Here is a 12460-nt window from a genome sequence, read left to right as displayed (position 1 = left end):
GATTGGACAAAGTTAACTTTAAAAAATTAGGCTGCAAGAGCTCGGTATTGTACCGGGCTCTTTGCATTTAGTTTCAATTTTATTCTATTGTTATTATAATATTCAATATAATCCTTGATATCCGTTTTCAATTCATCCAGGGATGTGTATTTCTTGGCGTAAAACAATTCCGATTCCAAGATACCGAAGAAGTTCTCTATGATAGCATTATCCAAACAATTACCTTGATTCTTTTACCTTTCTTAAATTGCTTTTAATTGATTGCACTTATCAAAATTTTTATTTAGGTGTATCACTTCGTGTCGCCTTGTCGTCGGCCAGCAAGACTGTCCTAATCCTTTCAATGTGCACTTGCATCAGGGTGGTCCGTTCCTTTGACATCTTTGCAGGTGCCCCTGTCTGGCTTTTAGCCATCGTAGTCAGCAGGTTCCTTTTTTCCTCAAACATGCGCAAAGCGGTCCACATGGTTTCCTCAATCTTACTGGTTTGTTCTGCAAGCAGCGAAGCCGCTGTATACGCATGGCCAACATGGCAACGGAACCTTAGTTTTGAGCCTTTTGTTTCTATTTGCCACAAAACACCACCACAGCCAGGACAGTTAAACGGTACCTGGTCACCTAAAGTATTTACGGCGTTCAGGTCACTGACCACCCTTTCCGCAATTTTTCCCTCGATAAGCAGGTCTTGGGGAACGGGGAAATTTCCACCGGTCTTTGTTGAGGCCAGACGTACGAGTATGCTTCCTATTTCGGCCAATGGAATGCAATAATCTACCTTCATCTGATTCAGGGCATTCTCAGGCATATCGGGATACTCTGCATCCTTAGGGTCCTGTACTATTGTTATCCCACCGCATCTTTGTACAGCACTCAGACCTGATGTACCATCATCAAGATAGCCGGTAAGGATAATTCCGATTGTTTTGTTCCTGTAATGGATTGCGGCCGAACGGAAAAGCGGATCAATGCCTGGCCGGGAACGGTTTTCGGTGGCACCCTTTGTTATTAACAAACGGTCGCCTTTATCGACCAACATATGATGGTCAGAAGGAGCAAGGTAAATATTGCCCGGTTTGATGCTGTCACCGCTTCGTGCATGCTGGCACGGAAGTCTTCCATGCTGCTTCAACGAATTCAAAAGTACGTCACCGCTGGCGTCAGCGGAAATATGCTGTACGATCAACAATGGTGCAGGGAAATCCAGCGGTAGCTGACTGACTAACCCGGACAAGGCTTTCAGCCCGCCGGCAGAAGCACCAATAACAACGATATGTTTGATCTTTGATTTTTTCCCGGAAGTTTTTTCGCCAGACATAAGACAAATTTACGATAATAAAACTGTACTATCTATATTATTCGTCGTTGGCTAGTTTGCGAGGCATAGTTGATGGAGAGCCTAAGAAGCCATCCGTATTCGATACATAGGGAAAATCGGTTGCTAAGCCAACACAAAACCCATCATAAAGATGGGTTTTAATTGTTTAGACAGCTATATTTTTAGCATTTATTATTGTAGCCCGCAGGGGAATCGAACCCCTATTTCCAGAATGAAAATCTGGCGTCCTAACCGGTAGACGAGCGGGCCATTTTCCGCCTTTCAGCGCTGCAAAGGTAGTATTCTCAGCTAATCATCCAAACTTTTTTTGAAAGTTTTTCCCTAAAATCTTACCACCTTCTCCGATCATTCTGATCATCTTGCACTTAGGCTAAAGATGAGCCTTAGCTCATCTTTAGTTTCTTTTCAATATCGTTTACGTAAGCCCTAAATTTCTTGTCTGTCTGGATTAAATCCTCTACAGTCTGGCAAGCATAAATTACAGTCGAGTGATCTCTTCCTCCAAAAAATGCACCGATAGTTTTTAGTGAACTTTTAGTCATTCCTTTAGCAAGGTACATGGAGATCTGACGAGCCTGTACAACCTCACGTTTACGAGTAGGTGCTTTAAGCAAGTGAACAGGTACTTCAAAGTAGTCACAAACCAATTTCTGGATGTAATCCATAGAAACTTCTTTAGTCGTGTTCTTGATGAAGTTTTTAAGCATAGATTTAGCCAATTGCAAATCTATCTCTTTCTTGTTCATGGTCGATTGTGCCAATAAAGATACCATCGCTCCTTCTAACTCACGTACGTTGTTGTCAATGTTATGTGCAACGTATTCTACAACCTCATCTGGTAAATCAATACCATCAGCATACATTTTCTTTCTCAGAATAGCGATCCTTGTCTCTAATTCTGGTACCTGTAGATCAGCTGAAAGGCCCCATTTGAAACGACTTAAAAGACGTTCTTCCAATCCTGATAAATCTTTAGGTGCTTTATCAGAAGTAATGATGATCTGCTTTCCTGACTGGTGTAAATGGTTAAAAATGTGGAAGAAGATATCTTGTGTCTTTTCTTTTCCTGCAAAGTTGTGTACATCATCCATGATGATTACATCCATTGCCTGGTAGAAGTTTACAAAATCATTGATCGTGTTGTTTTTCAATGATTCTACAAACTGCTGGCAGAACTTCTCACAAGACACATAAATTACCAACTTGTCTGGTAAGCTTCTTCTGATCTCATTACCGATGGCCTGAACCAAGTGAGTTTTACCTAAACCTGATGCTCCGTAGATCATCAGCGGGTTAAATGATGTAGCACCTGGCTTTGCTGCTACAGCGTGTCCGGCCGAACGTGCCAGACGATTACAGTCTCCCTCTACATAGGCCTCAAAAGTATAACTTGCGTTCAACTGAGGGTCTACATTCATCTTCTTCAATCCCGGAATTACAAAAGGATTTTTGATGTCCCTATTGATGTTTACAGGAACCGGCATTGACTGCTTCCTGTTGGTAGATCCGTTACCATTTGACGGCATGTTGGTTGTGTATGGTAAAGCACCATTTGTTGTCGACTTATCTACAACGATATTATACTCTAACCTACCTTCATCGCCGAGTTGTTGTTTTACAGTTTTTCGCAGCAAGCCTACATAATGCTCTTCTAACCATTCGTAGAAGAACAAACTAGGTACCTGTACAGTTAAAACCCTATCTTCCAGCTTAAGGGCTGATATCGGTTCGAACCAGGTTTTGAAGCTCTGGGCCGGGATATTATCCTTTATAATTTGAAGACAGTTATTCCATACTTGTGTACAAGTGTATTGCATATTTTTCTTTAATATTTTGTGGTTTATAATAATAAAACGATGGAAAGACCAGTCGTTTTGGGAGTGCGAAGATGATAAATTTTACTAACATTAAGTTATAAAATCTGACCTTTTTTATAACTCGCTCTACTGCAAAAGAATAGAAATCACTCCTAACAAACCTCCTGTTGATAACTCCGAAGAGTGTGCAAAACTTTCACCATTTCATCAGCTCCATCATCCTTAAAAACTCGGATTGAACCGGAGCTTTCAAATCAATTTGCAGTCCGCTTACCGGATGTTTAAAGCTCAACTCAGAAGCATGGAGTAACATGGTGGTCATCTCCCATTGCTCTTTAAAAAATTTATTCTGTTTATTACAACCATGCTTCCTATCTCCTATAATAGGGTAAAAGATATGCGCAAAATGTTTACGCAACTGGTGCATACGACCTGTAGTAGGTGTTGCCTCTACCAGAGAATAGCGGGAAGTTGGGTGTTTTCCTAAGGCCACATCAATTTCAGCGCGTTTTAAAGTAACAAATGAGGTAAAGGCTTCCTGAATTGCGCCGTTCTCTTTAACAAGCGGATAATCGATATCTAATTGATCTGGGGCATAGCCACGGAGTATGGCCAGGTACTTCTTGATCACCTCCCCATTTTTAAATTGTTGATGCATGGCGATCTCTACATCTTTATCGAAGGCAAACAAAAGTAAGCCTCCTGTTTTTCTATCTAGTCTATGTACCGGGCTAACGTGTCGGCCAACCTGGTCTCTTAATAGCTGTAAGGCAAATTCTTTGGCATCACTGGCAATTGATGACCGGTGTACAAGCAATCCATGAGGTTTATTGATCGCAATTAAATGGTCGTCCTGGTATACAATTTCAAGCATTTATTTTTTTGCCACGAAGGTAAGGCTTTTCCTCCTATTTTGCGATCCAGGCTTCAGGATTCAATTTCGTTTGGCCCCTCATAATTTCAAAATGCAATATTGGCCCATCTTCCTTCGAAGCAACAATCCCTAATGTTTGTTTTGTTTCCACTTTATTACCTTTAGCAACATTAACAGTTTTTAAGTTTTGATAAATGGTAAAATAATCACCATGACGTATGGCCACGATATAAGTGCCATACAGCTCCCTTACAAACAATACATCCCCCTCAAATACAGCTTTAACGGCTGCTCCTTGCTCTGTAAGAATATTAATCCCATCATTGGTGTAATGTGCTTGTCCTTCCGTATGGTTACCAAAACGCTCTACAATCGAATACTGACCCACAGGCCAAGGTAAACGACCCCTATTATTTTCGAAGCCTGCAGAGAGCTTGGCCGACTCTGGCGAAGCCGTTAAATAATTACTAGTAGTTTTTTCTTTGGTCACCGGTACAGGTCTGCCTTCTGCAATCGCCTTCTGCGCAGCCAAACGCTCTTCCTCTTCTGCTTTTTTACGAGCCAATTCTATTTCACGTTGAATCGCATTTCTAATTGCGCGGTCAATTTCTGCCTGCTTGCGTTTCTGCACAGCAATATCTTGTCTAAACTGCTTTTCCTGTCTACTGAATTGATTCAGCATCTGGGCTTGTTCAGTTTTATTCTTGCCTAGCTTTACTTTTTCATGTTCTTGCTCTGTCAGCAAATTACTCTTCGCTTTTAGATTCTTATCCAATACCACAATCTTATACTCAATTTTCTTCTGAGTTCCCTGTATGTAGTCGGCTTGTTTTTTACGGTATTGACCAAATTGCTGGAAATACTTAATCCGCTTATAAGCTTGATTAAAGCTCTCAGAAGCGAAAATAAACATCATTTTATCGTATGCATTCTTGTTTCTCTGAGCAAAACGTACCATTCCGGCGTATTCATTCTTTAACTGCCCCAGTTGGCTTTTTAAAGTATGTACCTCATTGGTGTTTTCGTGGATTTGATTGTCCAGATTCTTCACTTCAGAGTTGATAACAGCAATTTTATTCTGCATCAGCCTAATTTTGCTGTTGATGGCCCTGATCTGCCCCATAGTCAACCGCTTACTACTCGAAGTCTGATTAAGATTTCGCTGTAACAAATCAATTTCACGCTGGATAGCCTCCTTGTTCCGCTTCAGTTCAGAACTGGTTTGGGCAAAACTGGCAGTGGCAACGGATATAAAAAGGAATAATAAAAATAATCTCTGTAGCTTCATTGTGTAATCAAAAATAGCACATTCAGGCTATCCAAACAAATTGCTGCTCAAATATCTGTCGCCTCTATCACATGCAATGAACACAATCAGACCAGATTCCAGCTCTTCACAAAGCTCTAAAGCACAAGCTAAAGCCCCGCCACTGCTCATTCCAGCAAATATACCTTCCACTTTTGCCAACTCACGAGCTTTCTCTGTTGCCACCTGTTGCGAAACATCCATAACACGATCTACTCTGCTTGCATCATATATTTTAGGTAAATACGCAGCTGGCCAACGACGGATACCAGGAATTGAAGATTCTTCTGTAGGCTGGCAACCCACGATCTGTATCGCAGGATTTTGTTCTTTTAAAAACATAGAGTTACCCATGATGCTACCAGTAGTCCCCATAGAGCTCACAAAATGAGTAATTTGCTGTTGCGTATCCCGCCATATTTCGGGACCTGTAGTTTTATAATGCGCCAGGTAATTATCTGGATTTGCGAATTGATCTAGTAAAAAATATCCGTTCTTATCACGCTGTTCTTCAGCATAATCACGACAAACTTCTATAGATTCTAATAAGGTAACTTTGGCACCAAATGCTTCCATCGTCAAAGTCCGTTCTCTGGTAGAGCTTGCAGGCATCACCAATTCAATCTCGAGACCATAAATACCGGCGATCATCGCCAATGCAATACCAGTATTTCCACTGGTTGCTTCGATTAATCGGGTTCCCTTTTTAATTTCTCCACGCTCCATCGCGCTTCTGATCATATTTAAAGCAGCTCTATCTTTTACACTTCCACCCGGATTGTTGCCTTCCAGCTTTGCATATAGCTTCACATTTGGGTTCGGATTTAACTTAGTGATCTCTACCAAAGGGGTATTCCCTATAAATTCTACAATGTTTCCCATTTTTATTTGGTGTCTTTTGTTTCTATAACTTTTATGGACGATTGGTTGTATACTGTTGATCCGGCAGGAACACTTTTAGTTAGCCATACGTTTCCGCCAATAATAGAGTTGGCCCCTACTACAGTTTCTCCGCCCAGTATTGTTGCTCCCGAGTAAATAATTACATGATCTTGAATTGTAGGGTGTCTTTTGGTGTCGGCCATGTATTTTTCAACGCTCAAAGCCCCTAAAGTTACTCCTTGATACAATTTAACATAGTTACCTATCACAGTTGTTTCACCAATTACCAATCCTGTTCCATGATCGATGTATAGATACTCACCTATCAAAGCTCCGGGATGGATATCTATCCCGGTAAGAGAATGACCATATTCTGTTAATATTCTTGGTACCAGTGGCACATGGGCATTTAACAAAACATGTGCAATTCTATATAGTGCTATGGCTAGAAAGCCTGGATAGCTACGTATGATCTCAAATTCGTTCTTTGCGGCCGGATCTCCACTTAAAATAGCAGCGATATCCGTATTCATCTTTCTATACAACTCCGGAAGCCCCTCAAAAAAGGCGGTAACGATTCCTTCATTGTTAAAGTCCTCGCATGCTTTAGTCGCATTTAACAGCCTGACTAACTCCTTTTCTTGTTTAAAAAACAAGCGTTTGATTTCGTTAATTGAATAATCGGGCGTGGTTAAACGCTCCGGATATAACAAATTCATCAGGTTTATAGCCCAGTCTGCAATCTCCTGATTAGAAGGCACTGGCTCAATCCTGTTCTGTTTATTAAAAATGTGAAGGTAAAATTCCTCGTTCATTGTATGGTGGTTAAAGCGTTAATTTAATCTTACAAAGAAATGAAATTAATAGTTATTTAACGAGCCGGTATTTCTTCCAGTACATCTAAAAGAAAGTGCCAGAACTTGTTAACCGATGAGATCTGTACCCGCTCATCTGGAGAATGCGCTCCATGTATGGTTGGCCCAAAAGAAATCATATCCATGCCTGGCAAATGTGCACCCAATATACCACACTCTAAACCAGCGTGACAAGCATTTACATTCGGTTCGGCATTAAAACTCACTTTATAAAGCTTAGTCATTAAGGAAAGAATCTCCGAATCCGCATCAGGTTTCCAGCCTGGATAATCTCCGCTAGTGGTTACTGTACTTCCCATATTCTCCAACGCCGCACCTACCGCTATCGCTACATCTTCTTTAGTGCTTTCTACGCTGCTGCGCTGCAAGGATTGGGTAATAAACTCACCGTCTTTAATGATAATTTTCGCCAGATTAGAAGAGGCTTCTACCAGATCAGGAATATCAGGACTCATCCTAAAAACTCCATTTGGCACTGCATATAAAGCATTGATGATCTTATGGTAATCTTGCTTATCTAAAACTTCTACTGGAACTTCAGTTTCTGCGGCACTGATGTTTAAAGCTGGCTCGATAGATTGATATTCGGCCTTTATAAGTTCAGAGAAATCAGCAATAAAAGAAAGAAATGCCGCTTTCTGATTGCTTGCAACAGCTACAACAGCATTGGCTTCACGTGGAATAGCATTTCTTAAACTACCACCTACAAAGGTGCTCAGTTGCAGATCTAATACCTTGTTGCCATTATATAGCAAGCGATTCATTAGCTTATTGGCATTTGCTCTTCCTTTGTGAATATCCATACCCGAATGTCCACCCAGTAATCCTTTAATTGAAACTTTAAAAGCGATACTATCCTGAGCAACAGAACGGTGTTTATATCTATATACCGTTGTCGTATCTATTCCACCGGCACAACCAATGGTTAACTCATCGTCTTCTTCTGTATCCAGATTTAATAAGATAGTCCCAGATAAATTGGTCGGATCAAGCTGTTTCGCACCAGTCATACCTGTTTCTTCATCAATAGTAAACAAGGCCTCCAAAGCGGGGTGAACAAGATCATCCGCAGCCAAAATAGCCATAATGGTAGCTACGCCTATCCCATTATCAGCACCCAAAGTAGTTCCTCTTGCTTTTACCCAGTCCTCATCTACATACATATCGATGCCCTCTGTTTCAAAATCAAAGTCGCTATCGCTATTTTTCTGGTGAACCATATCCAAATGCGATTGAAGAATCACAGTTTGTTTGCCCTCCATATCTGCGGTTGCCGGTTTTTTAATCACCACATTGCCTACATGATCTCTGCTGGTTTCCAAGCCCAGCTGATTACCAAAAGATACCATAAATTCTATGACACGCTCCTCTGCTTTTGAAGCCCGGGGAATGGCATTCAATGCTACAAAATTACTCCAAAGTGCCTGTGGTTCTAAATTTCCTACTTTCATCGCTCTAATTATACCTGTATTTAAACAAAGCTAGAAAGTTAAATGAATTTAAGATTTAATCACAACTAAACATGTTATTTATATGGCAAAAAAGAACAGTGTGTTAACTCATCGATGGAAATGATATACCCTTAATCTTTCTAAATAACTCTACTGCGTAAATATCAGTCATACCAGATACGAAATCCAACACGCTTTGAATTTTAGTATAAGGATCTGTCTGCTGCGTTAAAAACTGTTTAGGGATCAGTTCAACTAATTTCTTATGATATTTTGATTCGTTTAAAATGTAGGCCGGAATAAACTCTTCTAATAAACCACCCATCACCTGATAGCCCGCCACCTCAATTTGCACTACAGATGAATAGTTGTAAATCTTTTTAATGGAGACTTTTTCGATCTCTTTCATTACAGAAAGAAATGGCTCTTCAATGGCATCCATTAAACTTTGGTTAAAGTCACCATCCAAAATAGTTTGCTGCTGATTAAAGAATACTTCAGAACATAAACCGATCAATGTGCTAATAGATTTTGCCCGCATCAAGGTGATTTTAGCATCGTCGTCTTCCATTTCTGCCAATCGGGCAGGCATCTTTTCGTCTCTACACAAAGGCAACAATAACGTTTCCACCTCTTTGTACGAAAGGATTTTTAAACGATGTGCATCCTCAAGGTCGATGATGTTGTAGCAAATATCATCTGCAGCCTCTACCAAATATACCAAAGGGTGTCTTTTATAGATCAAAGGAGATTCCTGTACTTTTATCAAATCCATTTCGACAGCGATTTTCTCAAAACCGCTTTGCTCTGATTGGAAGAAACCATACTTTTTAGTAAAAATATGCTGTTTATTGTGTCCAGCTACCGACGCGCAAGGATATTTCGCAATGGAAGCCAATGTTGCATAGGTAAGTGCAAAGCCGCCTGTGCCCTTTCCCGCAAAGGGATGGGTTAAAATGCGCAAAGCATTTGCGTTACCTTCAAAATGAATCAGGTCTTCCCACTGCTCAGCTGACACCTGATCTTTGTAAATCTTACCATCACCGTCGGTAAAGTAATGAGAAATGGCTGCTTCACCAGAATGCCCGAAGGCTGGATTACCCAAATCATGCGCTAAACAAGCTGATGCAATGATGTTACCCACCTCACAAAGCAAAGGACAGGTATCATCAATTAAAGGCTTCTGATCTTTCATCTTATTATAAAAGATGGTGCCCAGCGAGCGGCCTACACTGGCGACTTCTAAACTATGCGTTAATCTATTGTGTACAAAAACACTACCTGGTAAAGGAAAAACCTGCGTTTTATTCTGCAGTCTTCTAAAGGGTGAAGAAAAGATAATTCTGTCGTAATCGCGCTGAAATTCTGACCTTGATTCTTTCTGGTTGCCAATAAATCGATCTTCATTTCCCCAGCGTTTAGACGACAATAACTTTTCCCAAACCATATATTTAATTTCCTTTTAATGCTTTATTGTTAAATAAACGCGAAGGTAAGTATTTAATGCTACCTTACCCGCTTAAATATTCCATTGGAAAAGATCTTTGACCAGCTTATTGACAGCTTTATAGAAAACAAAGTAGGTATTGCAGAAAACTTTTTAAGTAAAGATTTGTCAAAGCACCTGATCAACAACCTGAAAAGCTTGTTTAATGACAAAATGATGCTTTCTGCAGGTACCGGCAATGACACTGTTGTGGTGCACGATAAAATGTACCGCAGCGATAAGATATATTGGCTGGATCGCGAGCACAACAATATTCATGAGAATAGCTTTTTTAATTTGATGGATACTTTTATAAGCCATCTAAACCGTACCTGTTACACTGGGATTACAGGTTATGAGTTTCATTATACCTTATACGAAAAGGGCGCTTTTTATAAAAAACATGTAGATCAATTTCGCAATAACGAGGTAAGGCAGTATTCTATGATCATGTATTTGAATGAGGACTGGATAGAAGAAGATGGCGGAGAACTCTGTATCCACCATCTTAATCATTTGCAAAATATCTCACCAGTAAGCGGGAAAAGCGTTTTCTTTAAAAGCAGCGAACTGGAACATGAGGTATTGATGACCAATAAGTCAAGAATGAGCATTACCGGCTGGTTAAAAATCAATTAGTTTAGAGATGCCATATCAATTACGAAGCGATAATGTACATCCCCGGCTAACGTGCGCTCATAAGCTTCGTTGATCTGGTCGATATTGATCAGCTCAATATCCGAAGTAATGTTATGTTCGGCACAGTAATCCAGCATTTCCTGAGTTTCTTTAATGCCACCAACAAGAGAACCAACCAGGCTACGACGACCACCAATCAATTGAAATGCAGAAACCTCAGATGGTTTTGGTGGCGCTCCCAATAACACCATTACCCCATTCGTTTTTAATAAAGCCAGGTATTGATTGTAATCATGTTCTGCAGAAACAGTGTCAATAATAAAATTGAAGCTGCTACCCATTCTTTTCATATTGTCTGGATCTGTGGTCAGCTCAAAATGATGCGCACCTAATTTCGCTGCATCCTTCTCTTTGTCCTTAGAACGACTCAATACAGTTACATCTGCCCCCATTGATGCTGCAATCTTCACAGCCATGTGGCCCAATCCGCCCAAACCAACTACGGCAACCTTATCTCCTGCTTTTACATTCCAATGTTTTAGAGGAGAGTAAGTGGTAATTCCTGCACATAACAATGGGGCTACTTTTTCTAATGGCAATTTATCAGAAATGTTTAAAACGAATTTCTGGGTGACTACGATATGTGTTGAATAGCCGCCATAAGTGATGGTTTTCTTATCTTGTAAAAGGGAGTTATAAGTTTGAGAAACCCCATTCTCACAATATTGCTCATTGTGTTCCTTGCAATTGCCACAATGACCGCATGAATCTACAAAGCAGCCAACACCTACGGTATCACCAACTTTAAACCGGCTTACATCTGACCCGACACGGGTTACCTTACCTACAATTTCATGTCCAGGAACAATTGGATACATAGTCCCACCCCATTCATTACGTGCGGTATGAATATCAGAGTGGCATACTCCGCAATACAATATCTTAATTTCTACATCATCTACTTGAGGTTCACGACGATCGATCTGGAAAGGCTCTAGTGGTTTATCTGCGCTTTTAGCCGCATACGATTTTACTGAATTCATGTTTTTTATGATTAGGAGAAATGATAACAAAATAAGATGATAATTGTTGTAGCTTTTTAACAGATTATTCTCCGCGTAATGAGCGCAGCGAGAACGCGGAGGCAGCACCAAGTACTGCACCAGCCGCTACATCTGTAGGATAATGCACCCCTAAATACAAGCGGGAAAAGCCGACAGAGCTTGCCCATAAAAAAGATGGCGCTATGACATACCATTTGGGGTAAGCCTGAGAAAGTGCCGTTGCTGTGGTAAAAGCCGTAGAAGTATGTCCTGATGGAAATGAATATTGTGAAGGCTGATATACCGCTTTAATCTTCACATTGGCTAAAAAAGGTCTTGGCCGCTTTACTATTTTTTTAATCAGCATGGTAAAGAGTGCATTTACAGCCGAACTGCTGGCTACATATAATGCATTTTGCCGCATGGATTTATTATCATTGATTACCCCTGCTGCAAGTAGGCCCACAGGAACACCAACATTTACCCAATCGTTGTGATTAGATATAAAAAGGAAAACGCCCGTTTTTTCAGGAGTTCTAGTTTCCGACAGGTTGATCAATACTTGATCATCGAATTGCTGTAATCCACTTTGCGCCTGTAATTGGAGCGGTAGCATTACCGGGAAGACAAATACGAATAGTAGTAAATTTCTAAAGTAAAGGCTTTTCATAGTTAAAAACGCTTAGCGGCAAATTACTAAGATTTAATAACAAATCTACATTTAGATGAATAAAGGACGGGACGGGTGGGAG

The 12460-nt window shown here is 40.4% G+C and carries 11 protein-coding genes, 1 tRNA gene and 1 pseudogene; 1 reads left to right on the top strand and 12 read right to left on the bottom strand.

The window, feature by feature from the left end; genetic code table 11:
* Window positions 1-26: 26 nt before the first annotated feature.
* The 10 genes and pseudogenes from FBD94_RS06480 to FBD94_RS06435 all read right to left on the bottom strand — a co-directional run.
* Window positions 27-227: pseudogene (locus FBD94_RS06480) on the bottom strand (IS3 family transposase); the annotation flags it as partial.
* A 52-nt stretch (window positions 228-279) separates the two neighbouring features.
* Window positions 280-1314 carry a chemotaxis protein CheB gene (locus FBD94_RS06475; protein ID WP_136879532.1) on the bottom strand — a complete coding sequence of 345 codons (1035 nt, stop codon included), beginning with the start codon at window positions 1312-1314 and terminating at the stop codon, window positions 280-282.
* Between the two features lie 198 nt (window positions 1315-1512).
* Window positions 1513-1584, bottom strand: a tRNA-Glu gene (locus tag FBD94_RS06470).
* A 134-nt stretch (window positions 1585-1718) separates the two neighbouring features.
* Window positions 1719-3152, bottom strand: coding sequence for a chromosomal replication initiator protein DnaA (dnaA, locus tag FBD94_RS06465; protein ID WP_131611630.1), 1434 nt, complete (start codon window positions 3150-3152; stop codon window positions 1719-1721).
* A 196-nt stretch (window positions 3153-3348) separates the two neighbouring features.
* Window positions 3349-4026 carry a pseudouridine synthase gene (locus FBD94_RS06460; protein WP_131611628.1) on the bottom strand — a complete coding sequence of 226 codons (678 nt, stop codon included), beginning with the start codon at window positions 4024-4026 and terminating at the stop codon, window positions 3349-3351.
* Window positions 4027-4060: 34 nt separating this feature from the next.
* A complete protein-coding gene (locus tag FBD94_RS06455) occupies window positions 4061-5314 on the bottom strand; it encodes a murein hydrolase activator EnvC family protein (protein ID WP_131611626.1) in 1254 nt (417 codons plus the stop codon).
* 27 nt (window positions 5315-5341) lie between these two features.
* Window positions 5342-6214, bottom strand: a complete 873-nt coding sequence (cysM, locus tag FBD94_RS06450) for a cysteine synthase CysM (RefSeq protein ID WP_136879531.1) — start codon at window positions 6212-6214, stop codon at window positions 5342-5344.
* 2 nt (window positions 6215-6216) lie between these two features.
* Window positions 6217-7029, bottom strand: coding sequence for a serine O-acetyltransferase EpsC (gene epsC / locus FBD94_RS06445; RefSeq protein WP_136879530.1), 813 nt, complete (start codon window positions 7027-7029; stop codon window positions 6217-6219).
* Between the two features lie 56 nt (window positions 7030-7085).
* On the bottom strand, window positions 7086-8540 hold the full coding sequence (locus FBD94_RS06440; protein WP_136879529.1) for an aminoacyl-histidine dipeptidase: 1455 nt from the start codon (window positions 8538-8540) through the stop codon (window positions 7086-7088).
* A 103-nt stretch (window positions 8541-8643) separates the two neighbouring features.
* Complete coding sequence (locus FBD94_RS06435; protein WP_136879528.1) at window positions 8644-9987, bottom strand: deoxyguanosinetriphosphate triphosphohydrolase; 1344 nt, start codon at window positions 9985-9987, stop codon at window positions 8644-8646.
* Window positions 9988-10071: 84 nt separating this feature from the next.
* Between FBD94_RS06435 and FBD94_RS06430 the strand changes: the two genes are divergently transcribed.
* A complete protein-coding gene (locus FBD94_RS06430) occupies window positions 10072-10665 on the top strand; it encodes a 2OG-Fe(II) oxygenase (RefSeq protein WP_136879527.1) in 594 nt (197 codons plus the stop codon).
* On the opposite strand, the gene FBD94_RS06425 is transcribed toward FBD94_RS06430, so the two are convergent.
* Both FBD94_RS06425 and FBD94_RS06420 read right to left on the bottom strand, forming a co-directional pair.
* A complete protein-coding gene (locus tag FBD94_RS06425) occupies window positions 10662-11708 on the bottom strand; it encodes an NAD(P)-dependent alcohol dehydrogenase (RefSeq protein ID WP_136879526.1) in 1047 nt (348 codons plus the stop codon). The genes FBD94_RS06430 and FBD94_RS06425 overlap by 4 nt on opposite strands.
* A 64-nt stretch (window positions 11709-11772) precedes the next feature.
* Window positions 11773-12378, bottom strand: coding sequence for a phosphatase PAP2 family protein (locus FBD94_RS06420; protein ID WP_136879525.1), 606 nt, complete (start codon window positions 12376-12378; stop codon window positions 11773-11775).
* Window positions 12379-12460 lie beyond the last annotated feature (82 nt).

The sequence above is a fragment of the Pedobacter hiemivivus genome, assembly GCF_005144565.1.
Taxonomy (GTDB): Bacteria; Bacteroidota; Bacteroidia; order Sphingobacteriales; family Sphingobacteriaceae; genus Pedobacter; species Pedobacter hiemivivus.
Note: the sequence above shows the minus strand (reverse complement) of the source record. Positions and strands in the feature narration are given on the sequence as shown.

Coding starts and splice junctions, on each gene's coding strand:
- FBD94_RS06455 (WP_131611626.1), bottom strand. CDS start 5,314: ATGAAGCTACAGAGATTATTTTTATTATTCCTTTTTATATCCGTTGCC.
- cysM (WP_136879531.1), bottom strand. CDS start 6,214: ATGGGAAACATTGTAGAATTTATAGGGAATACCCCTTTGGTAGAGATC.
- FBD94_RS06425 (WP_136879526.1), bottom strand. CDS start 11,708: ATGAATTCAGTAAAATCGTATGCGGCTAAAAGCGCAGATAAACCACTA.
- FBD94_RS06435 (WP_136879528.1), bottom strand. CDS start 9,987: ATGGTTTGGGAAAAGTTATTGTCGTCTAAACGCTGGGGAAATGAAGAT.
- FBD94_RS06440 (WP_136879529.1), bottom strand. CDS start 8,540: ATGAAAGTAGGAAATTTAGAACCACAGGCACTTTGGAGTAATTTTGTA.
- dnaA (WP_131611630.1), bottom strand. CDS start 3,152: ATGCAATACACTTGTACACAAGTATGGAATAACTGTCTTCAAATTATA.
- FBD94_RS06420 (WP_136879525.1), bottom strand. CDS start 12,378: ATGAAAAGCCTTTACTTTAGAAATTTACTACTATTCGTATTTGTCTTC.
- FBD94_RS06475 (WP_136879532.1), bottom strand. CDS start 1,314: ATGTCTGGCGAAAAAACTTCCGGGAAAAAATCAAAGATCAAACATATC.
- FBD94_RS06460 (WP_131611628.1), bottom strand. CDS start 4,026: ATGCTTGAAATTGTATACCAGGACGACCATTTAATTGCGATCAATAAA.
- epsC (WP_136879530.1), bottom strand. CDS start 7,029: ATGAACGAGGAATTTTACCTTCACATTTTTAATAAACAGAACAGGATT.